Genomic DNA, 21069 nt, shown 5'->3' with positions numbered 1-21069 from the left:
ATTCCCGACACAGCGCGATCCTCAATGAACGACACGGCGTCTTCCCCTTCACGTCTGCTCCAAATCACCGCTGTGACAGCGCGCTGGCTATTGGGTCTGCTCTTCGCTGCGTGGCTTCTGCTGGCACTGTCAGTCGTGGTCCTGCACGCGTGGATTGTGCCGCGAATCGGCGATTTTCGCGGTGCACTCGAGGCGCAGGCTAGCAAGGCCATCGGTGTCCCGGTGCGCATCGGCGCCATCACCGCCCGTTCCGAAGGGCTATTTCCGGCCTTCGAATTGCGCGACGTGGTGCTGCAGGACGCAGACCAGCGCGAGGCCCTTCGCCTCGTGCGGGTGGTGGCGAGCGTGTCGCCGCGGTCGCTCTGGCGCCTGAATTTCGAGCAGCTCTACATTGAGGGCCCGCAGCTCGACGTGCGCCGCGACACTCAGGGAAAACTCCATGTGGCTGGATTGCACATGGAGACCGACACGACCGGAGAAACCCGCGCCGCCGACTGGTTTTTCGCGCAGCGCGAGTTCGTCATCGAAGGCGGCACCGTGCGCTGGACCGACGAGCAGCGCCGCGCCGAACCGCTGCTGCTGACCGACGTGCGCTTCGTGTCCCGCAACGGCGCGCGCCGCCACGGCCTGCGGCTGGATGCCACGCCGCCGGCCGGCTGGGGCGAGCGCTTCACGCTGCGCGGCCAGTTCCGCCAGCCGCTGCTGTCGATCCGCAGCGGCCACTGGCAGACCTGGGACGGCCAGCTCTATGCCGACCTGCCCTACATCGACGTCACGCGCCTGGGCCAGTACGTTTCGCTCGACGCGCGCATCCGCGAAGGCAACGGCGCGCTGCGCCTGTGGGCCGACGTGGACGACGGGCGCATCGTCGGCGGCGCGGCCGACCTGGGCCTGAACCGCATCGACGCCTCGCTCGGCAAGGGGCTGCAGCCGCTGGTGCTGCGCGCCGTCACCGGCCGGCTGGCGGGACAGATGAACGCGGACACCTTCGAGTTCTCGACCACCGCCTTGCAGTTCGACACCGTCGACGGCCTGCGCTGGCCCGGCGGCAACCTGTGGCTGCAGCACACGCCCGCCAAGGGCCGCACGCCCGAGCACGGCGCGTTGAAGGCCGACCGGCTTGATCTTGCGGCGCTGGCCCTCATCGCCGACCGCCTGCCGTTGGGCGAGGCCACGCACCGCGTGCTGGGCGCCTACGCGCCGCGCGGGCTGGTCGAGCGCATCGACATGAACTGGCAGGGCGCGCCCGACGCGATCGCGCGCTACCAGGCCAAGGGCCGGGTCAGCGGCCTGCGCGTGGCCTCGCAGCCGGCGCCTGCAGCCACCGCCCAAAGCACCCCGGTACCGGCCGGCGCCCCCGCCGCGCCGCCGCGCGTGCACCCCGGCACCCCGGGCCTCAGCGGCGCCACGCTCGACTTCGACGCGAGCCACACCGGCGGCACCGCCACGCTGGCCATGGCCAAGGGCACGCTCGAATTCCCCGGCGTGTTCGAAGACCCGGTGATCCCCATCGACCGGCTCTCGACCCAGCTGCAATGGAAGCTCGACAACGGCGCCATGCAGGTGCAGGTGTCGAAGCTGCGCTTTGCCAACGCCGACGCCGAGGGCGAGGCCGAGGCCCACTGGCGCACCAGCGACCCCGCCACCTCGAGCAGCCGCGCGCAGCACCCCGGCGTGCTCGACCTGCAGGGCAAGCTCACGCGCGCCGACGGCACCCGCGTGTTCCGCTACCTGCCGCTCGACATTCCGCAGCACACGCGCGACTACGTGCGCGAATCGGTCGTCAAGGGCACCGCCAGCACGGTCGATTTCCGCGTGCGCGGCGACCTGCACGACATGCCCTTCATGGACCCGAAGCAGGGCGAGTTCCGCATCGCGGCCAAGGTGTCGGACGTGCACTACGCCTACGTGCCGCCCTCGCTCGCGGCCGCCACGGCCGCGCCCGCGACCCCGGCGTCGCGCACCGGCCCGCCCGCCGCGCCGCCGCCCGTGTGGCCGGCGCTCACGGGCGTGTCGGGCGAGCTGGTGTTCGAGCGCGCAGGCATGCTGGTGCGCAATGCGCGCGGGCGCATTGCCGGCGCGCCCGGCGTCGAGGTCACGAAGGCCGAGGCGCAGATCGCCGACATGTCGCACCACGCCGCGCTGTTGCGTGTTGATGCGCAGGCCAAGGGGCCGTTGGGCGAAGTGCTGCGCGCCGGTGCGCCGCTGGCCGGCGAGGCCGGGCCGTTCCTGCAGCGCGCGCGCGCCACCGGCTCGGCCGACTACAAGCTGCGCCTCGACCTGCCGCTGGAAAACGTCGACAACACCAAGGTGCAGGCCACCGTGACGCTGGCCGACAACGAGCTGCAGGTGGTGCCCGAGGCGCCGCCGTTCACGCAGGCGCGCGGCACGCTCAGCTTCACCGACACCGGCTTCTCGCTGGCCGGCGTGCAGGCCCGCCTGCTGGGCGGCGAGGTGCGCGTCGAGGGCAAGGGCCGCTTCAGCGGGCCGCAGCGCGAACTGGCGCTGAAGGCGCAGGGCACGGCCAGCGCCGAAGGCCTGCGCGGCGCGCGCGAGGTCGACTGGCTCGCGCGCCTGGCCAAGCACGCCACCGGCAGCACGCCCTACGCCGCCACCTTCTCGATGCGCGACGACACGCCCGAGTTCTCGCTCACCAGCAGCCTGCAGGGGCTGGCGCTGCAGCTGCCCACGCCGCTGGTCAAGACGGCTGAAGAACTGATGCCGCTGCGCATCGAGAAGAAGGTGCTGGCGCGCGACGCCCGCCGCGCCACGCAGGACCAGCTGACGCTCGAGCTCGGCCGCGTCGGGTCGGTGCAGTACGTGCGCGAGCTGTCGGCCAACGGCCAGGCGCACGTGCTGCGCGGCGGCATCGGCATCGGGCTGGCGCCCGGCGAGACGGCGCTGCCGCCCGACCGCGGCGTGTTCGCCAACGTCAACGTCGCCAAGCTCGACATGGGCGCCTGGCAGACGCTGGTGGGCACCGCCGCGGTGGTCGGCGGCGGCGAGCGCGCCGACGATCCCGACCTGGCCTACCTGCCCACGCGCATCGCGGTGCGCGCGCAGCAGCTGGGCATCGCGGGGCGCACCTTGCACAACGTGGTGCTCGGCGGCACGCGCGAAGGCGCGCTGTGGCGTGCCAACGTCGACGCCTCCGAGCTGAGCGGCTACGCCGAGTACAGCCACAGCCAGGCCGGCCGGCTCTATGCGCGGCTCGCGCGCCTGAAGATCGCGCCGGCCGAGGCCACGCAGGTCGAGACCCTGCTCGACGAGCAACCCGGCACCCTGCCGGCGCTGGACATCGTGGTCGACGACTTCGAGCTGCTCGGCAAGCGCCTGGGCCGCGCCGAGATCGACGCCGTCAACCGCGGCGGGCGCGAATGGCTGCTCAACAAGCTCGCCTTCAGCGTGCCCGAGGCCACCTTCACCGCCAAGGGCACCTGGGCCGCGCCGGCGGGCGGCGGCGCAAGCGCCGGCCAGCGCCGCACCACGGCCATGAACTTCAAGCTCGACATCGTCGACGCCGGCGACCTGCTCACGCGCTTCGGCATGCCGGGCGTGCTGCGCCGCGGCAAGGGGCGGCTCGAGGGCGAGGTCAACTGGCGCGGCTCGCCGTTCTCGCTCGACTACCCCAGCCTGGGCGGTCAGCTGCAGGTCGACGTGGAGCAGGGCCAGTTCCTCAAGGCCGACCCGGGCCTGGCCAAGCTGCTGGGCGTGCTGAGCCTGCAGGCGCTGCCGCGCCGACTCACGCTCGATTTCCGCGACGTCTTCAGCCAGGGCTTCGCCTTCGACTTCATCCGCGGCGACGCCAAGATCAACAAGGGCATCGCCAGCACCAACAACCTGCAGATGAAGGGCGTGAACGCCGCCGCGCTCATGGACGGCTCGGCCGACATCGTGCGCGAGACGCAGAACCTGCGCGTGGTGGTGGTGCCCGAGATCAACGCCGGCACGGCCGCGCTGGTGGCCACGGCCATCAACCCGGCCATCGGCCTGGGCACCTTCCTCGCGCAGTGGGTGCTGAGCAAGCCGCTCGCCGCGGCCGCCACGCAGGAGTTCCACGTCGAAGGCACCTGGGCCGACCCCAAGATCGCCAAGGTGCCGCGCTCGCTGCAGCTGCTGCCCGGCCTGCCGGGTGGGTCGACATCCACGGGCGCCAGCGAAGGCAAGAAAACGGAGACCACGCAATGAAAGTCGCAGCCATCCAGATGGTGTCCGCCATCGCCCGCGAAGCCAACCTCGTGCGCGCCCATGCGCTGCTCGGGCAGGCGGCGCGCGACGGCGCCGAGCTCGCGGTGCTGCCCGAGTATTTCTGCATGATGGGCGCGCGCGACACCGACAAACTCGGCCTGCGCGAAACCGCAGGCGCCGGCACGGTGCAGGGCTTCCTGGCCGACGCGGCGCGCGAGTTCGGCCTGTGGATCGTGGGCGGCACGCTGCCCATCGAGAGCGACGACGCCGACCACGTGTTCAACAGCTCGCTGGCCTTCTCGCCCGAGGGCAAGTGCGTGGCGCGCTACGACAAGATCCACCTGTTCTTCTTCGACAACGGCACCGAGCGCTACGACGAGCGCCGCGTCATCGCACCGGGCGCGCAGCCCGTGGTGTTCGAGCTGCCCTCGCGCGACGGCCACGCCTGGCGCGTGGGCATGAGCGTGTGCTACGACCTGCGCTTTCCCGAGCTGTACCGCGCGCTGGCGGGGCAGGGCGCCGACCTGCTGCTGGTGCCCAGCGCCTTCACGCGCACCACCGGCGCCGCCCACTGGGAGGTGCTGCTGCGCGCGCGCGCAATCGAGAACCTGGCCTGGGTGGTCGCGCCCGCGCAGGGCGGCACGCACGAGAACGGCCGCCAGACCTGGGGCCAGTCGCTGGTCATCGACCCCTGGGGCACGGTGGTGGCGCAGCAGGCCGCCGAAGAGGGCGTGGTGCTGTTCGACCTCGACGCCCGGCAGGTCGAGCGCACGCGCGCCCAGCTGCCCGCGCTGTCGCACCGCGTGCTTGCCTGACGATGGCCGACGAGGCGCTCGACGTTCCTGCACCGCCGCCGCCGCAACAGCAGCCGCAGCGCCGGGGATGGGGCGTCGCCTTCGCGCGCCTGCGCTCGCTGTGGAAGCGCTGGTTTCTGTGGCTGCTGCTGGCGGTGCTGGTGTCGGCGCTGCTGGTCACCGTCGTGTGGCTGGCCGGTCGGCACGAGGTCGAGCAGGTGCAGGCCGCGCTGGAGCGCGACACCGCCGACGCCGTCGTCGACCTGCGCAGCGGCCTGCAGCGCAACGCCCAGAGCCTGCGCGCCACGCTCGCGCCGGGCATGGAGCGCACGCACTGGGCCGACCGCGCGGCGGCGCAGCTGCGCGAGCACCGCGAATGGCTGCGGCTCGAATGGCGCGACGCGCAGCTGCAACCCATCGAGGCCGTGAACACGCCCTACCGCACGCGCATCCTCGAGGAGAGCAACCGCGGCCCCGCGCAGTCCGACGTGGCGCAGGCCTGCGCCACCGCGCGCAAGGCCGGCGCGCCCGCCTACTCGCCCAGCCACTACGTGCCCGTGGCCGGCGGCGGTGGCGTCGAAGTGATGGAGCTGTGCCTGCCGATGGACGCCGGCGACTACCTGGTGGCCAGCTATTCGCTGCGCGACACGCTGGTCGAGCTGGTCGGCCCTACGCTCACGCGCGGCCAGGAGGTCGCCTTCACCGAGGCCGACGGCACGCGGCTGGTGGCGCTGGGCACCTCGCGGCGCATCGGCACGCGCGTGTTCACCTCGCAGCAGCGCATCGACCTGCCGGGCGCCTCGCTCATGCTGCGCGTGGACGGCTGGCGCGCCGCGCCCGACCTGTTCCCGAACATGCTCACGGCGCTGGTCACGGCGATCTCGATCGCGCTCGTGTCGGTGCTCGTGCTGCTGGCGCGCGACACCCGCCGTCGCCTGCGCGCCGAACGCGACCTGGCCGACGCGCTGGCCTTTCGCAAGGCGATGGAAGACTCGGTCATCACCGGCCTGCGCGCGCGCGACCTGCAGGGGCGCATCACCTACGTCAACCCGGCTTTCTGCGAGATGGTCGGCTTCACGCCCGAAGAGCTCATGGCCGACAGCGTCGAGGCGCCCTACTGGCCGACCGAGCTGGCCCACGAGTACCACCTGCGCCAGACGCGCCGCTTCGCGGGCGGCCTGCCGCCGCGCGAGGGCTTCGAGTCGGTCTTCATGCGCAAGGACGGCACGCGCTTTCCGGTGCTCATCTTCGAGGCGCCGCTGATCAACGCGCACAAGGTGCAGACCGGCTGGATGAGCGCCTTCATCGACGTGAGCGAGCAGCGCCGCGTCGAGGAACTCTCGCGCGCCAGCCAGGAGCGCCTGCAGGCCAGCGCGCGCCTGGCCACCGTGGGCGAGATGGCCTCGCTGCTGAGCCACGAGCTCACGCAGCCGCTGGCCGCCATCGCCAGCTATGCCACCGGCTCGCTCAACCTGATCGGGCCCGAGGCGCGCGGCGAGCAGGCCGAGGTGGCCATGGCCGTGAAGCGCATCGCCGAGCAGGCCGACCGCGCCGGCCAGGTGATCCGCAGCGTGCACGACTTCGTGCGCCGGCGCGACCGCATGCGCGAGGCCGTGGCGCCGCAGGCGCTGATCGACGCCGTGCTGCCGCTGGTGCGGCTGCAGGCGCGCAAGCTCGACGTGACGATCGAGATCGTGTGCGAAGAGCGCCTGCCCGCCGTGGTGTGCGACCGCACGCTGGTCGAGCAGGTGCTGCTGAACCTGGCGCGCAATGCCATGCAGGCCATGGACGGCGCCGACCACACGCCCGGCAGCCGCGTGCTGCGCCTGCGCGTGGCGCGCGCCCTGCCGGTGGGCGCCACCGTGCCGGCCGACGGCCGCCGCTGGCTCGAGTTCTCCGTGGCCGACCTGGGCTGCGGCATCAGCGACGAGGTGGCGGCGCGCCTGTTCACGCCCTTCTTCACCACGCGCCCCGACGGCATGGGCCTGGGCCTGAGCCTGTGCCGCACCGTGGTGGAGCAACATGGCGGCGCGCTGATGTTCGAGCCCAACCGCCCCCGGGGCACCGTCTTCAGGTTTACGCTCCCGGCTGCGGGATAGCCGCCTTTTTCTTCTTCGTTTTCTCTGTTCCGCTGGACCTCATGGCATGCAACCGCTGATCGATGGCTTGATCTTTATCGTGGACGACGACGCCAGCGTGCGCGAGGCGCTGGCCTGGCTGCTGCGTTCGCGCCGCCTGGCCAGCGAGCACTTCGGCAGCGCCGAGGCCTTCGAGCAGTACCTGGACGAGGCGCCGCTGCCCGATCAGCCGCGCTGCCTGCTGTTGGACGTGCGCATGCCCGGCATGAGCGGGCTGGTGCTGTTCGACCGGCTGGCCGAGCGCGGCCTGCTGGCCGAGATGCCCGTGATCTTCCTGACCGGCCATGCCGACGTGCCCACCGCCGTCGAGGCGGTCAAGCGCGGCGCCTTCGACTTCTGCGAGAAGCCGTTCTCGGACAACGCGCTGGTCGACCGCATCGAGCAGGCGCTGGGCATGTCGCAGCGCGCGCTCGAGGTGCAGCGCGTGCGCCGCGGCCTGGCCGACCGCATCGCCGAGCTGACCGACCGCGAGCGCGACGTGATGCGCCTCGTGGTCGAGGGCCTGCCGAACAAGCTCATCGCCGACCAGCTCGCGATCAGCGTGCGCACGGTGGAGGTCCACCGGGCGCGCGTGTTCGAGAAGATGGAAGTGAAGTCGGCGGTGGAACTCGCCAACCGCCTGCGCGACCTCTAGCCCGCAGGTCGGGCCTCAGCTGTGCACGTGCTGCGCCGCGCCGTCGCGCGTGGCCATCTCCAGCATGCTGCGGCCGTCGACGATGCCGACGACGTTGCCGTCCTCGCCCAGCCCGGCAATCGCGCCCTCGAACACGCAGAACAGCACGCAGCCGCCGTCGGAGCGCGGCTGGTGGATGTCGCCGGCGGGCTCGTGCATGTAGTCGCCCGGGCGGCCGATGTCGTTGCGCTCGTAGTAGATGTCGCCCTCGAGCACGATCACCTCGATGGCGCCCAGGTGGTGGTGCACCGGCGCCTCGGTGCCGGGATCGACCTTCAGCAGGCAGGTGAAGCCGCCGCTGCGCCGGTTGATGCTCAGCAGCTTGTAGGCCACGCCGGGCATGACCCACGGCTTCCATGGATAGTTGTCGAGCTTCTGGAAATGCGGGTACGGCAGCGTGATGCGCGCATGGGCGGCGCTGGCGGGCGGCGTGGCTTTCAGGGCGGTCAGGGTCATGGTGTCTCCGTGGGTGATGCGGCCAGGATCGGCCTGCTAAGCCAGTCTAGGAGCGGCTTCCCACGCCATGGCATGTTGGCCCGAACGAAGCACGGGATGTCGAAAGTGGCGCGCTTTTGCGCAAGTTGCTGCGCGGTTCAGCGCATGCGGCGGTAGGCGCCCGGCGCCACGCCGAGGAAGGCGCGGAAGCGCGTCGAGAAGTACGCGGCGCTGCCGAAGCCCATGCGCGCGGCCACGGCCTCGACGGGCAGGTCGCTGGTGCGCAGCAGTTCGGCGGCGCCTTCCAGGCGGCGGCGCAGCAGGTACTGGTAGGGCGCCATGCCGCTGGCCGCCTTGAAGCTGCGGATGAAGTGGTCCTGCGACAGGTGCACCAGCCCCGCCAGGTCGGCCAGGCCCAGGGGCGTGGCCAGGTGCGTGTCGATGTGCTCGGTCACCCGGCGCAGCTGCCGCGGTGTCAGGACCGGCTGCCGGCGCGCGCCCTCCGTGCGCGGCGGTGCACCGCGCCCCGGTGCGCAGTGGCGCCGCACGAGGTGATGGGCCAGCAGGTGCTGGCTCTGCGAGAGCAGCAGCGAATCGGGGCTCGCGGGCACGCTGCCGTACAGCTCCACCTCGCTCACCAGCATCTGGAAGAAGCCTTGCAGCCACGGGTCGCGGATCGCGAAGAAGGGGTCGATCTCCACCGCCGGCCCGAGGCCTTCCTCGGCGGCGACACGCGCGATCAGCGCCTGACCGATGTACAGGTGCACCACGCCGCAACGCCCGCCGATCTCCCATTCGGTGCCGTCGCAGGGGATGAAGCTCACGCTGCCCAGCCGCGAGCGCGAGGCGACGAGCTTGCCGCGCTCGTACTTGCGCACCGCCGTGCTGCCGTTTTCGTGCAGCACCAGCACGTGATGCGCCGCGCCGTGGAAGGGCAGCCAGCACGCGTCCTGCTGCCAGCGGGCGGCGAACAGCTGGTCGCCGCCGGTCACAAGGTACTGGGGTTGCGCACCGGTGCCCGCGGCGATGATGTCCGGGGCAAAGCGGGATGCGACGCTCGATGGGGCCGGCGCGATGGCGTTCATCGGAGTTTCCTCTCGTGTCCGCCCGGCGCGCGGTGCGCGCGCCGCGTGCAGGCCGCGCGATGTTAGGGCCGGCGGCGCCGTGCCCTCATGCGGGATTTCCTGACGGTGCCGCGCGACGTGCGCGCAGCACCTGGGCTCAGATCTTCTCGGCGACGAAGATTTCGACGCGGCGGTTCTGCGCGCGGCCGGCGGCCGTGCCGTTGTCCGCCAGCGGCTCGCGCGAGCCGCGGCCGTCGGTGGTGATCACGGTGGTCGACACGCCGCGGCCGACCAGGTGGTTGCGCACGCTGTCGGCGCGGCTCACCGAGAGGCGTTCGTTGCCTTCCTCGCTGCCCGTGCTGTCGGTGTGGCCGACCACGCGCAGGCTGGCGGTGGTGGCGCTCTTCAGGCCTTCGGCGACCTTGTCGAGCACCTGGGCGAGGTTGCGCTTGACGTTGGCGCGGCCCGTGTCGAACGAGAGTTCATTCGGAATCACGACGTGAAGCTGGTTGTCGGCGGTCTGCGAGATCACCACGCCGGTGCCCTTGGTGGAGCTTTCGAGCTCGGCCTTCAGCGCGTCCAGTCGGGCGGTCCAGCTGTTGGCCGGTGCGGCCTGCTGTGCGGCCGGTGCTTCGGCCGGCGGGGTCGACGATGCGCACCCCGCGATGAACAACACAGCGGCCAGGGCCGCGCTAGACACAACAAACTTCCTCATGAATTTTCCCTCTGCTTGGACCAATGAAAACTGAAGCGGGAACCGGCCGTTCGATAGGGCGGCCGGTTTCCCGGTGGGGCGGCGATCAGCCGCGCTGTGCGCGCTCGCCCACGTAGATCTCGACGCGGCGGTTCTGTGCCCGGCCGGCGTCGCTGTTGTTGTCGGCCACCGGCTCATGCGAGCCGCGGCCTTCGATGCGGAACGCCGCGGCGCTCACGCCGCGTGCCACCAGGTAGTCGCGCGTGCTGGCGGCGCGGTCCACCGACAGCGGGTTGTTGATGGCGTCGGAGCCGGTGCTGTCGGTGTGGCCGATGATGCGCACCTCGGCGTTCGGGTTGTTGCGCAGGCCGTTGGCGAACTGGTCGAGCACGGGCGCGAAGTTCGACTTGATGTTGGAGCGGCCCACGTCGAACGACACGTCGCTCGGAATGGCGAGCTTGAGCTCGTTGTTGGCCGTCTGCGTCACGGCCACGCCGGTGCCTTGGGTGGCGGCTTCCATCTGGCGCTTCTGGTTTTCCATGCGCTGCGACCACAGGTAGCCGCCGAGCGCGCCGGCCGCCGCGCCGACCACCGCGCCCGTGCCGATGGCACCGCGGTTGCCGCCGGTGGCCGAGCCGATGGCGGCGCCGCCGAGCGCGCCGATGCCGGCACCGATGCCCGTGTTGCGCTGGGTGTCGGTCATTCCGCCGGCACAGCCGGACAGGACGAGGGCAGCTGCGGTGGTTGCAAGAACGAACTTTTTCATGGCGATCCCTTTCAAGGTTGAATCAAGCGGGCCACAGCTTAGCCCCCGGCGGGTATGCGATGGTACGTGCTCAAAGCCCTACGGAAAATAAGAAAACTTTCGCCATCGCCCGTGAATGCTGCGATGATTGCTACTAAAGTTGTAGCAATAGGGTGCTTGTCCGACAGTGGGCCGCGCCGTGTGGCTACACGAGCAATTCACACTTTGGGCGGCGAATCGGTGTCCTCACGCTCGGCGTCGGGGTCGTCATGCAATTCACCCTTGTTGCGCCCGGAAAACATGGTCCACCAGATGATCAAGATCAGGACGAGTCCCGCGGCGAGGGCTTCAAGCAGAATCAAACCCATGAGAAATGGACTCCAGTGGCTGGTCGGGCTTGCGATCGTAGCAACGCTTGCCGGCTGTTCCCTCGGCCCCCGCGCCCCCGACGCCCCCACCCGACCCACCGTCACCCCGCCGCGCGACCTCGGTCCGCTGACCGGATCGCTCGCGCATCCGAAAAGCCGCTGGGTGCCCGTGGGCTGGTCCGAACTGCCGGGCTTCAGCGAAGACCCGCTGCACGAAGCGTGGATCGCGCTGCTGGCCAACTGCGCACGCCCCAACGCCGCCTTCGCGCCGCTGTGCCGCGAGGTGCGCCAGCTCGCTATCGCCACGCCCGAGGAGCAGCGCCGCTGGATGACCGACCGGCTGCAGCCCTACCGCGTCGAATCGCTCGCGGGCCAGAGCGAAGGCAAGCTCACCAGCTACTACGAGCCCGTGTACGAGGCCTCGCGCGTGCCCTCGGCCGGCTTCAGCGTGCCGCTGTACCAGGCGCCCGACGGCCTCGTGCCCAAGCGCCCCTGGTTCACGCGCCAGGAGATCGAGACCCTGCCCGAGGCCCAGGCCGCGCTGCGCGGTCGCGAGATCGCCTGGATGGCCGACCCCATCGACGCGCTGATGCTGCACATCCAGGGCTCGGGCCGCTTGCGCATCACCGAGGCCAACGGCTACCAGCACACCGTGCGCGTGGCCTATGCGGCCACCAACGAGCAGCCGTACCGCAGCGTGCAACAGTGGTTGATGAGCCAGGGCGTCGCCAAGGTCGGCAAGTGGCCCGACGACACCAAGGCCTGGGTGGCGCAGAACCCACAGCGCGTGTCGCAGCTGCTGTGGAGCAACCCGCGCTATGTGTTCTTCCGCGAAGAGACGATGAGCGAGCTCGACGCCGCCTTCGGCCCGCGCGGCGCGCAGGGCGTGCCGCTGACGGCGGGGCGCTCCATCGCGGTCGACCGCGAGAGCATTCCCTACGGCACGCCGGTGTGGCTCGCATCGAACGGCCCGACCGCGCAGCTGCAGAAGCTGGTGGTGGCGCAGGACACCGGCAGCGCCATCCTGGGCGCCGTGCGCGCCGACTACTTCGCGGGCACCGGCGCCGAGGCCGGCCGGCTGGCGGCGAGCGTGAACCAGCCGCTGCGGCTGTGGGCGTTGTGGCCGAGGCAACTGCCGGCGCCCTGACGCCCATTTCTTTTCCTTGAACGACACGACGGCGCGGTGATCCCGCGCCGTTTTGCATGCCGCCGGCCGGTGCGTGGGCGGGGTGTGGTCGTGGCGGTCGTCATCGTTCTGTCATGCGCGATGCATGCCTTCGTCATGGGCGCCTTTTAAGGTCTGCGCCCTGACAGAGGTCGACTTTCGGCCTCATGCCGAACCACCCACGATCCCTGGAAAACAAATGACTGATCAAGCCAAGGCGCCCGGCGCCTCCCGCCGTCACGCCCTGAAACTGCTGGGCGCCGCCCCGATGCTCCCGCTGGGCGGCGTCGCCTTCCTCACCGCCTGCGGCGGTGGCGGCGGCGGTGGCCAGGCCTTCCCGCCCTTCGTGGTGCCGCCGCCGGCCCCCGCGCCGGCACCCGCACCGGCTGCGCAGTTCGTCTCGGCCGAATTCAACGGCATGGCCGCGCCCACGCTGGCCGACCCGGCCGCCATGGCCACGAACACGGTCGGCTCCACGCTCAAGGTGTCGTTCGACAACGGCAGCTCTACCGAATACCGCCTGGCCTACCAGCCCTTCTTCCTGACCGGCGACATGGTGCCGGACGGCAAGGGCGGCAAGATCCTCGCGGGCGGCTACGTCGACATCAAGAACCAGCCGATCATCGACGCCTCGGTGGCGGGCAAGGAGCGCCAGTTCTTCTCGGACAGCCCGGACGGCACCTCGCTGATCTCGCTGCCCAACGCCAACGTGCCCGGCGTCAAGGGCAAGGCGGTGTTCGCCGTTGTGCAGTTCGAATACACCAGTCGCAACCTGAAGGGCGACAACACCTACGGCACGCTGCCTTCGCCCATCGCGGTGCTCACGCTCGACCAGGACCAGACCACCGGCAAGCTGAGCCTGGTCAAGTACCACAACGTCGACATGTCGAGCGCCCACGGCCTGTGGATCACCTGCGGCGCCAGCCTGTCGCCGTGGAACACCCACCTGTCCAGCGAAGAGTACGAGCCTGACGCGACCACCGCCGCCGGCACCGACATGTTCAAGGCCTACAGCAAGAACGTGTTCGGCGACGAGACCAAGGCCAACCCGTACCACTACGGCCACCTGCCCGAGGTCACCGTGAACCCCGACGGCACCGGCAGCGTGAAGAAGCACTACTGCATGGGCCGCATCTCGCACGAGCTGATCCAGGTCATGCCCGACAACCGCACCGCCATCATGGGCGACGACTACACCAACGGCGGCTTCTTCATGTTCGTCGCCGACAAGGAAAAAGACCTGTCGGCCGGCACGCTCTACGTGGCCCGCTACGAAGCCGGCTACTCGATCGACCCCGCCGCAGCCGCCACCAAGATGACGTGGATCAACCTGGGCCATGCCACCAGCGCCGAGATCGAGGCACTGGCCAATACGCTCAAGGCCACCGACATCATGGACGTGACCACCGCCGACCCGCTCGACCCCACGTACACCGCCATGTACCTGGACGGCAAGGCCAGCTGGGGCCGCGTGAAGCCCGGCATGGAAAAGGCCGCGGCCTTCCTGGAAACCCACCGCTACGCCAACGTGAAGGGCGCCAGCATGGCCTTCACCAAGATGGAAGGCACCACCGTCAACATCAAGGACAAGGTGGCCTACTCCGCGCTGCAGAACATCCAGGACTCGATGGTCAGCGGCGGCAAGGGCTGGTCGGCGGCCAACAACATCGCGCTGCCCAAGAAGCTCAGCGCCGGCGGCGTGATGGCGCACAACCTTGCGGGCGGCCAGAAGGACACCGACGGCAAGTCCATCAACAGCGACTGGGTGCCGACGCAGACCCGCGCGCTGATCGTGGGCGAAGACCTCCCCACGCCCGACGCGCTGGGCAACACCTCCAGCCCCGACAAGATCGGCAACCCCGACAACATCAAGTTCTCGGAAAAGCTGCGCACGCTGTTCATCGGCGAGGACAGCAGCAGCCACGTCAACAACTTCCTGTGGGCCTACAACATCGACACCAAGAAGCTCTCGCGCCTCATGTCGATCCCCGCGGGCGGCGAATCGACCGGCCTGCATGCCGTGGACGAGATCAACGGCTGGACCTACATCATGAGCAACTTCCAGCACGCGGGTGACTGGGGCGGCATCCACTCGAAGGTGCAGGCCACGCTCGACCCGCTGGTGCGCGCCAACTACAAGGACCGCTACGCCGCGGCCGTCGGCTACCTCACGGCCGACCCGATCCAGATCAAGCTGGCGAAGTAAGGCGAGGCTGCCGCTGCGGCGGCTTGCGCTTGCTTCAGGACGGCGCTGCTGGCAACGGCAGCGCCGTTTTGTATCTCACCTGCTTGAGCGCAAAGCTCGAGCGGATCTTCTCGATCCCCGGAATCGGCGTGAGCTGCTCCATGATGAAGCGCTCCAGCGCCGCCATGTCGGCCACGGCGATGCGGATCAGGTAGTCGCTGTCGCCGGTCATCAGATAGCACTCCATCACCTCGTCGTGCTCGGCGATGCGCTGCTCGAAGTCGGCCAGCGACTGCTTGCTCTGCGTCGTCAGGCTGATCGAGATGAACACGTTGAGCCCCAGGCCCAGCGCCTTGGCGTTCGCCAGCGCCACGTAGCGGTCGATCACGCCGCTGGTCTCCAGCACCTTCACGCGCGCCAGGCAGGGCGAGGGCGACAGGTGCACGCGGCGCGCCAGTTCGACGTTCGACAGGGCGCCGTCGCGTTGCAGCTCGTCGAGAATGCGCAGGTCGATGGCGTCGAGTTCCATGAAATTCCGTAAAGCGCTTGAGTCGCGGCATTTTATGCTTGCGAATAGCCATGAAGTCGCAGGTGCCGGTAGCTAATTTTCCGCAAGGCGGCTTAAAGTGCTGGCATGAACGCCCCGATCTCCGCCGACCAGATGCGCGCCCTGTTGCTCGACACGCCGCCGTCGCACGACCCCGACCCCGAAGAGACCGCCGAATGGCGCGACGCCTTCCTGGCGCTGGCGCAGACGCAAGGTCCGCAGCGCGCGCGCCAGATGCTGGCCGAGCTGGCGCGCCTGGCGCGGCAGCAGCGCATCGGCTGGCAGCCCGAGCTGGCCACGCCGTACGTCAACACCATCGCCGCGGCCGACCAGCCGCCGTTCCCGGGTGACCTCGCGGTGGAAGAAAAGCTCGCCTCGCTCATGCGCTGGAACGCGCTCGCCATGGTGGCCAAGGCCAACCAGGCGTATGGCGAACTCGGCGGCCACATCGCCAGCTACGCGAGCGCGGCCGACCTGTTCGAGACCGGCTTCAACCACTTCTTCCATGCGCGCAGCCCGGCGCACCGCGGCGATTTGGTGTTCTTCCAGCCGCACAGCGCACCCGGCGTGTATGCGCGGGCCTACCTCGAAGGCCGCCTGAGCGAAGAAGACCTGAACCACTACCGCCAGGAACTCACCGCACCGGCCTTCACCGACGGCAGCGGCGCGCGCGGCCTGTGCAGCTACCCGCACCCGTACCTGATGCCGGACTTCTGGCAGTTCCCCACCGGCTCGATGGGCATCGGCCCGATCAGCTCGATCTACCACGCGCGCTTCATGCGCTACCTCACGCACCGCAACCTGCTGAACTGCGAAGGCCGCAAGGTCTGGGGCGTGTTCGGCGACGGCGAGATGGACGAGCCCGAATCGATGAGCGCGCTGACGCTCGCCGCGCGCGAAAAGCTCGACAACCTTGTGTGGGTCGTCAACTGCAACCTGCAGCGCCTCGATGGCCCGGTGCGCGGCAACGGCCGCATCATCGACGAGCTCGAAAAGCTCTTCGCCGGCGCCGGCTGGAACGTCGTCAAGCTCGTGTGGGGCAGCGACTGGGACGGCCTGTTCGCGCAGGACGTGAGCGGTGCCCTGGCCCGCGTGTTCGCCAACACCGTCGACGGCCAGATGCAGACCTTCGCCGCGAAGGACGGCCGCTTCAACCGCGACAACTTCTTCGGCCAGAACCCCGAGCTCGCGCGCCTGGCCGAAGGCATGACCGACGAGCAGATCGACCGCCTGAAGCGCGGCGGCCACGACCTCGTGAAGATCCATGCCGCGTACGCAGCCGCTGCCGCCCACAAGGGCCAGCCCACCGTCATCCTGGCCCACACCAAGAAGGGCTACGGCATGGGCAGCGCCGCGCAGGGCAAGATGACCACGCACTCGCACAAGAAGATGGGCGACGTGGACCTCATCGAGTTCCGCGACCGCTTCAACCTGCCGCTCACCGACGCGCAGGCCACCGCGATGGACTTCTACCGCCCGGCCGAAGACAGCGCCGAGATGCGCTACCTGCGCCAGCACCGCGAAGCGCTCGGCGGCGCCATGCCGCGCCGCGAAACCGCATGCGACGTGGTGCCCAAGCCCGACATCGCGGCCTACGCGCAGTTCGCCACGGCCGCCGCGGGCAAGGAGATGAGCACCACCATGGCCTTCGTGCGCATGCTGGGCAACCTCATGAAGGACAAGGCCCTGGGCCCGCGCATCGTGCCCATCGTGGCCGACGAGGCGCGCACCTTCGGCATGGCCAACCTGTTCAAGCAGGTCGGCATCTACTCGAGCGTGGGCCAGCGCTATGCGCCGGAAGACATCGGCTCGGTGCTGAGCTACCGCGAAGCCACCGACGGCCAGATCCTCGAAGAGGGCATCAGCGAAGCCGGCGCCATCGCCAGCTGGACGGCGGCGGCCACCAGCTACAGCGTGCACGGCCTGGCGATGCTGCCGTTCTACATCTACTACTCGATGTTCGGCTTCCAGCGCGTGGGCGACGCCATCTGGGCGGCGGCCGACCAGCGCGCGCGCGGCTTTTTGCTGGGCGCCACGTCGGGGCGCACCACGCTCGGCGGCGAAGGCCTGCAGCACCAGGACGGCAGCAGCCACCTCGTGGCCGCGACGATTCCCAACTGCAAGGCCTACGACCCGGCCTTCGCGGGCGAGATGGCCGTCATCGTCGATGCGGGCATCCGCGAGATGATGGTCGAGCAGCAGGACGTGTTCTATTACGTCACGCTCATGAACGAGAACTACGCGCAGCCCGACCTGCCGGCGGGCGCCGAGGCCGACATCCTGCGCGGCTGCTACCGCTTCGGCACGTATGCGCCGGCATCGGGCAAGGCGAAGCAGAGCGTCACGCTGCTGGGCTCGGGCGCGATCCTCACCGAAGTCATCAAGGCCGCGCAACAGCTGGCCGACGAAGGCATCGCGGCCGAGGTGTTCAGCGTCACGAGCTGGAGCGAACTCGCACGCGACGGCCAGGCCTGCGAGCAGCGCGCGCTGGCCGGCGAGAAAGACGCCGGCACGCCCTTCGTCGCGCAGCAGCTCGGCAAGGGCGGCGGCAAGGCCCCGATCGTCGCCGCCACCGACTACGTGCGCGCCCTGCCCGAGAGCGTGCGCGCCTTCCTGCCCGAAGGCCGCCGCTACCTCACGCTGGGCACCGATGGCTTCGGTCGCAGCGACACGCGCGCCGCGCTGCGCGGTTTCTTCGGCGTGGACGCGGCGAGCATCGCGCGGGCCGCGCGCCACGCGCTCGGCGCCTGACGACAGCGCCGGCGCGGCCATGCGGCGTGACGGTGCGGTGCCTGCGTTAGAGTCGCAGGCCCCACCGCCTTCCCGCGCCCATGACCCCCCGTTTCCAGTCCCTTGCCCCCGCCGTCCGCCTGGCCGACCAGGTGGCGGAAGCGCTCGTGGCCGAGGTGCGCAGCGGGCGCCTGTCGGAAGGCGACCGGCTGCCCACCGAGACCGCGTTGGCCACCCAGTTCGGCGTGAGCCGCACGGTGGTGCGCGAGGCGGTGTCGCGGCTGAAGTCGCTCGGGCTGGTCGATTCGCGCCAGGGCAGCGGCGTGTACGTGCGCGCTGCCGGCGTCGAACCGCTGCGCTTCGAGATGCCGCATGTGGCGTCGCGCGAAGCGGTGGTGCAGATGGTCGAGCTGCGCCGCGCGCTCGAGGCCGAGGTGGCCGCGCTCGCGGCCGAGCGCCGCACGCCCGAGGACATGCTGCGCATCCGCGACGCCATCGATGCGCTGCATGCGGCGGTGTCGATGGGCGGCAACGGGGCCGACGAGGACGTGCGCTTTCACCGCGCCATCGCCGAGGCCGCGCGCAACCCCTTCCTCATCGGGACGCTGCAGTACCTGCGGCAGTTCCTGCATGGCGCCACCCGCGTCACGCGCGCCAACGAGGCGCGCCGCGCCGACTTCGTGCGCGAAGTGGCGCAGGAGCACGCGCGCATCGTCGAGGCGATCGATGCCGGCGACCCGCTGGCCGCGCGCGAAGCCGCCAAGGCCCACATGGACAACGCCATCCGCCGCATCGAGCAGGCCGACCCGGCCTTCTGGCAGCAGGAAGGCGCCCAGCTCGCCCGACCCTTGGTCGAAGGCTGGCCTGCGGGCAAGTAAGCCCACGCTTACGGTTTTCTGAAGAGGGCAGAATGTGCGGGTTATCCCGTATCCGGGGGCTTGTCTTAAATTTGTATGATGACCTGACAAGTAAGGGGCGACCGCGCCGCAGGGTGACGGGACGACCCCGTTTTTTCATCCAGCGGACTCCCTCCCAATGACTTCCACCCTCCAGGCCGGCGCGCCCCTCGCGGCTGACGCGCCCGACGCCGCGCTCGAAAAACGCGCCTACGCCAAGGTGTTCTGGCGCCTCGTGCCCTTCCTGATGCTGTGCTACGTGGTCGCGTACCTCGACCGCGTGAACGTCGGCTTCGCCAAGCTGCAGATGGGCGCGGACCTCGGCTTCAGCGAAACCGTGTTCGGCCTGGGTGCCGGCATCTTCTTCCTGGGCTACTTCCTGTTCGAGGTGCCCAGCAACCTGCTGCTCAACCGCGTGGGCGCGCGCGTGTGGATCGCGCGGATCATGATCACCTGGGGCCTGCTGTCGGCCTGCTTCGTGTTCGTGGAAACGCCGACCAGCTTCTACATCCTGCGCTTCCTGCTGGGCGTGGCCGAGGCGGGCTTCTACCCCGGCGTGATCCTGTACCTGACGCACTGGTACCCGTCGCACCGGCGCGCGCGGATCATCGCGGTGTTCATGTCGGCGATTCCCGTGGCGGGCATCTTCGGCAACCCGCTGTCGGGCTGGATCATGGACGCCTTCCACGGCGTGTCGGCCATGCACGGCTGGCAGTGGATGTTCATCATCGAAGCCATTCCCGCCGTGCTGGTGGGCGTGATGGTGCTGTTCTACCTGGACAACGGCATCCAGCACGCACGCTGGCTCTCGCCCGAAGAAAAGCAGCTGCTGCAGCGCGAGGTCGACCGCGACCAGGCGCACGGCGCCAAGGGCCCGCATTCGGTGGGCGCGATGTTCCGCGACGCGCGCGTGTGGTGGATGGCGCTCATCTACTTCGCCTTCGTCATGGGCCAGTACGCGCTGACCTTCTGGCTGCCCACATTGGTGAAGGCCACGGGCGTGCAGGGCAACTTCAACATCGGCCTGCTCAGCGCCATTCCGTTCCTGTGCGCGATCGTCGCGATGAACCTGTTCGGCCGCAGTGCCGACGCGCGCCGCGAACGCCGCTGGCACCTGATCATCCCCGCGATGATGGGCGCCGTGGGCTTCACGGTCGCGGCCTCGTACACGCAGAACACGGTCGTGTCGCTGACCTTCCTGTCGCTCGCCGCAGCCGGCGTGCTCACCTGCGCGCCGCTGTTCTGGTCGCTGCCCACCGCCTTCCTCTCGGGCACGGCGGCGGCCGCTGGCATTGCGGTCATCAACTCGGTGGGCAACCTCGCGGGCTTCGTGAGCCCGTACCTCATCGGCTACCTGAAGGACCTCACGGGCAGCACGCAGATCGGCATGTACGTGCTGGCCGGCGCGCTGGTGCTCGGCGCCATCGGCGTGTGGCTCACGCCCAAGCAGTTGGTCAACCGTTGATCGAAGGACGCACGACATGACTTCTTCTTCCAGCAACACCCCCGTCGTCGGCCTCGTGGGCCTGGGCGCCATGGGCAGCGGCATGGCGCAATCGCTGCGCCGCGCGGGCCATGCACCGCATGTGTTCGACGTGCGCCCCGGCGTCGCCGAAGCCTTCGCGCGCGAAGGCGGCACCGCCTGCGACACGCTGGCCGCGCTCGGCGCGCAGTGCGACATCGTGGTCAGCGTGGTCGTCAACGCGGCGCAGACCGAATCGGTGCTGTTTGGCGACGGCACCACGCCCGGCTGCGCGGCGTCGATGAAGCCCGGCAGCCTGTTCGTGATGTGTTCCACCGTCGACCCGAACTGGTCGGTCGCGCTCGAGGCGCGCCTCGCGCAGCAGGGCATCCTGTACCTCGACGCGCCCATTTCCGGCGGCGCCGCCAAGGCCGCCAGCGGCCAGATGACGATGATGACCGCCGGCACCCCCGCCGCCTACGAGAAGGCCGGCGCGATGCTCGACGCGATGGCCGCCAAGGTCTACCGCCTGGGCGATTCGGCCGGCGCGGGCAGCAAGGTGAAGGTCATCAACCAGCTGCTGGCCGGCGTGCACATCGCCGCCGCGGCCGAGGCCATGGCGCTGGGCCTGCGCGAGGGCGTGAACCCCGACGCGCTGTACGAGGTCATCACCCACAGCGCCGGCAACAGCTGGATGTTCGAGAACCGCATGGCCCACGTGCTGGCGGGCGACTACACGCCGCTGTCGGCCGTCGACATCTTCGTGAAGGACCTGGGCCTGGTGCTCGACGTGGCGCGCGCCAGCAAGTTTCCGCTGCCGCTGTCGTCCACCGCGCACCAGATGTTCATGCAGGCCTCCACGGCCGGCTTCGCGCGCGAGGACGACAGCGCGGTCATCAAGATCTTCCCGGGCATCGAACTGCCCGCTGCGAAAGAATCGAAAAAATAACATCGAGCGCCAGCGCTCCACCGACCCAGGAAAGAC

General features: G+C 69.9%; 15 protein-coding genes and 1 pseudogene. 10 read left to right on the top strand and 6 right to left on the bottom strand.

Annotation, left to right across the window (positions count from 1 at the left end):
* Window positions 1–24: 24 nt before the first annotated feature.
* Genes AC1RAD_RS23665 through AC1RAD_RS23650 form a run of 4 tightly spaced genes read left to right on the top strand, consistent with a single transcriptional unit; the run spans window position 25 to window position 7754 of the window.
* A complete protein-coding gene (locus AC1RAD_RS23665; protein WP_492737501.1) occupies window positions 25–4188 on the top strand; it encodes a YhdP family protein in 4164 nt (1387 codons plus the stop codon).
* Window positions 4185–5003, top strand: a complete 819-nt coding sequence (locus AC1RAD_RS23660; protein WP_095747289.1) for a carbon-nitrogen hydrolase family protein — start codon at window positions 4185–4187, stop codon at window positions 5001–5003. Before AC1RAD_RS23665 ends, AC1RAD_RS23660 begins: the two co-directional genes overlap by 4 nt.
* Before the next feature lie 2 nt (window positions 5004–5005).
* Window positions 5006–7081, top strand: coding sequence for a sensor histidine kinase (locus AC1RAD_RS23655; protein WP_492737499.1), 2076 nt, complete (start codon window positions 5006–5008; stop codon window positions 7079–7081).
* Window positions 7082–7127: 46 nt separating this feature from the next.
* On the top strand, window positions 7128–7754 hold the full coding sequence (locus AC1RAD_RS23650) for a response regulator transcription factor (RefSeq protein ID WP_062480799.1): 627 nt from the start codon (window positions 7128–7130) through the stop codon (window positions 7752–7754).
* A gap of 15 nt (window positions 7755–7769) precedes the next feature.
* On the opposite strand, the gene AC1RAD_RS23645 is transcribed toward AC1RAD_RS23650, so the two are convergent.
* From AC1RAD_RS23645 to AC1RAD_RS23625, 5 genes are all read right to left on the bottom strand, one after another.
* A complete protein-coding gene (locus AC1RAD_RS23645; protein WP_159279179.1) occupies window positions 7770–8249 on the bottom strand; it encodes a 2,4'-dihydroxyacetophenone dioxygenase family protein in 480 nt (159 codons plus the stop codon).
* Window positions 8250–8386: 137 nt separating this feature from the next.
* A complete protein-coding gene (locus AC1RAD_RS23640; RefSeq protein ID WP_492737497.1) occupies window positions 8387–9313 on the bottom strand; it encodes a helix-turn-helix domain-containing protein in 927 nt (308 codons plus the stop codon).
* Window positions 9314–9449: 136 nt separating this feature from the next.
* Window positions 9450–10007 carry an OmpA family protein gene (locus AC1RAD_RS23635; protein WP_062480792.1) on the bottom strand — a complete coding sequence of 186 codons (558 nt, stop codon included), beginning with the start codon at window positions 10005–10007 and terminating at the stop codon, window positions 9450–9452.
* Window positions 10008–10092: 85 nt separating this feature from the next.
* A complete protein-coding gene (locus tag AC1RAD_RS23630) occupies window positions 10093–10752 on the bottom strand; it encodes a YiaD family glycine zipper/OmpA-like lipoprotein (protein ID WP_062480790.1) in 660 nt (219 codons plus the stop codon).
* Window positions 10753–10949: 197 nt separating this feature from the next.
* Complete coding sequence (locus tag AC1RAD_RS23625; RefSeq protein ID WP_354348038.1) at window positions 10950–11099, bottom strand: hypothetical protein; 150 nt, start codon at window positions 11097–11099, stop codon at window positions 10950–10952.
* Here AC1RAD_RS23625 and mltA point away from each other — a divergent pair.
* Window positions 11098–12246 carry a murein transglycosylase A gene (gene mltA, locus AC1RAD_RS23620; protein ID WP_159274134.1) on the top strand — a complete coding sequence of 383 codons (1149 nt, stop codon included), beginning with the start codon at window positions 11098–11100 and terminating at the stop codon, window positions 12244–12246. The two genes, AC1RAD_RS23625 and mltA, sit on opposite strands and share 2 nt — an antisense overlap.
* Window positions 12247–12463: 217 nt before the next feature.
* Entirely contained in the window at window positions 12464–14470 is a 2007-nt protein-coding gene (locus AC1RAD_RS23615; RefSeq protein WP_307582227.1) for a PhoX family protein, read from the top strand.
* Window positions 14471–14504: 34 nt separating this feature from the next.
* On the opposite strand, the gene AC1RAD_RS23610 is transcribed toward AC1RAD_RS23615, so the two are convergent.
* The gene (locus AC1RAD_RS23610; RefSeq protein WP_159279182.1) at window positions 14505–14978 is read right to left on the bottom strand and encodes an Lrp/AsnC family transcriptional regulator; all 474 of its coding nucleotides are present in this window, start codon (window positions 14976–14978) and stop codon (window positions 14505–14507) included.
* Window positions 14979–15083: 105 nt separating this feature from the next.
* Between AC1RAD_RS23610 and mdeB the strand changes: the two genes are divergently transcribed.
* The 4 genes and pseudogenes from mdeB to ltnD all read left to right on the top strand — a co-directional run.
* A complete protein-coding gene (gene mdeB, locus AC1RAD_RS23605) occupies window positions 15084–17747 on the top strand; it encodes an alpha-ketoglutarate dehydrogenase (protein WP_492737494.1) in 2664 nt (887 codons plus the stop codon).
* An 80-nt stretch (window positions 17748–17827) separates the two neighbouring features.
* Window positions 17828–18604, top strand: coding sequence for a FadR/GntR family transcriptional regulator (locus tag AC1RAD_RS23600; protein WP_062480778.1), 777 nt, complete (start codon window positions 17828–17830; stop codon window positions 18602–18604).
* Between the two features lie 157 nt (window positions 18605–18761).
* Window positions 18762–20087, top strand: coding sequence for an MFS transporter (locus AC1RAD_RS23595; RefSeq protein WP_492737492.1), 1326 nt, complete (start codon window positions 18762–18764; stop codon window positions 20085–20087).
* 13 nt (window positions 20088–20100) lie between these two features.
* Window positions 20101–21033 (top strand): annotated as a pseudogene (ltnD, locus tag AC1RAD_RS23590) (L-threonate dehydrogenase); the annotation flags it as partial.
* Between the last annotated feature and the right edge of the window lie 36 nt (window positions 21034–21069).

Source organism: Variovorax sp. GW823-FHT04B03 (assembly GCF_058796495.1).
Note: the sequence above shows the minus strand (reverse complement) of the source record. Positions and strands in the feature narration are given on the sequence as shown.